Annotated in this window: 1 protein-coding gene; it reads right to left on the reverse strand. The window is 57.5% G+C overall.

Going from position 1 to position 1,268, the window contains the following annotated elements; all coding sequences use genetic code 11:
- Positions 1-336: 336 nt before the first annotated feature.
- On the reverse strand, positions 337-1,268 hold a 932-nt coding region (locus DVK06_RS16605; RefSeq protein ID WP_121601111.1), incomplete at its 5' end, for an IS110-like element ISHvo9 family transposase.

The following is a 1,268-nucleotide window of genomic DNA, read 5'->3' on the forward strand; positions in this document are numbered from 1 at the left end:
ACTCCATCGAGGACATCGACTACGTCGAGAGCTGCGCAATCAGCCTCGACTGAGGAGAGCGCGTCTCGGCTCCGTTGCGTTCCTCGGAATCTGACAGAAGTGGCGTGCTGACTTGATGGAGATTCTGCTGGCTCAACTAACCACCGCTAGCGATAAAGTTGTTCGCACGATTCCGTGTCTCTCGTTCTTCAACGGTGAAAAACCACTGGACAACGTGGTGATTGAGACCTCCACAACCGGTAGGCGGTCGGAACGAGTCTTGCTAGAGCTGTCGCTTACGCTGGCCTCATCCGGCCACTGAGGAACGCCGGTCCGGCGTTCCTCAGATTCCCTTCTTCAGGCGCTCACCCCCGGTGGATCGTAGACTTCCTCTCGGACGAGCATGTAGTACATCGAGACGAGCAGTTTTCGTGCCGTCGCGACGATCGCTTTTTTCGAGTTCATTCGACGATTCAACCGGTGGAAGAACGTGCTTAGATACGCGTCTTTACACGTGTACACGGCTGAGTACGCACTCTGAACCAAGATCCAGCGAACTCGTCCTGAGCCGCGTTTCGAGATACCACCCTCGATCCGCGAGTCACCGGACTCGCGGATCGTCGGGTTCAGTCCCATGTAACTCACGACCTCTTTGTGGCCGTCGAACCGATCGATCTCACCCAGTTCAGCGTAGACCAGCAACGCGGAGTAGTAACTGACACCGGGGATGGTCATCAGCAGCTGGGTCTCCTTCAGAGACCCAGCGCGCTCCTCAATCGCCGCTTCCAACTGAGTCATCTGCTCGGTTAGCGTCTCGACCACGTCGAGATACGAGTCCAAGAGACTGTCCCACGGAGACGGGAGCGAGAGTTCCCGGAGGAACTCTCGTCCCTCGACACTCAGCGGTTTTACCGTCTGAGTGATGCCGTTATCGGCGAGCAAGCCGTGGATTTTGTTGGCGAACTTGGTCCGATCTTCGACCAAGGTCTGTCGCCCGCGCACGAGTGCGCGGGCTTGCCTGATCTCGTCGGTGGGAACGTAACTCTGCGGAACGGAGTTGAGTCGAAGCAACCGCGCGAGTTCTTTGGCGTCGACGCGGTCGGTTTTCTTGTCGGAGTGAGCGATGAGCGTCAGTTTACCTGGATGAGCGACGGTTACGTCCAAGTACTCCGCGAGCGTATCGTAGACGTGGTAGTAATTGCTGGTCGCCTCGATGACCGCACGAGAGCCAGCGTAGCGTCGAGCGAGATCGTCGAGGTTCGCGTTTGTGACGCGAACCTCTTCGACAA

Origin of the sequence: Halorubrum sp. Atlit-28R (assembly GCF_003665955.1) — an archaeon.
GTDB lineage: Archaea > Halobacteriota > Halobacteria > Halobacteriales > Haloferacaceae > Halorubrum > Halorubrum tropicale.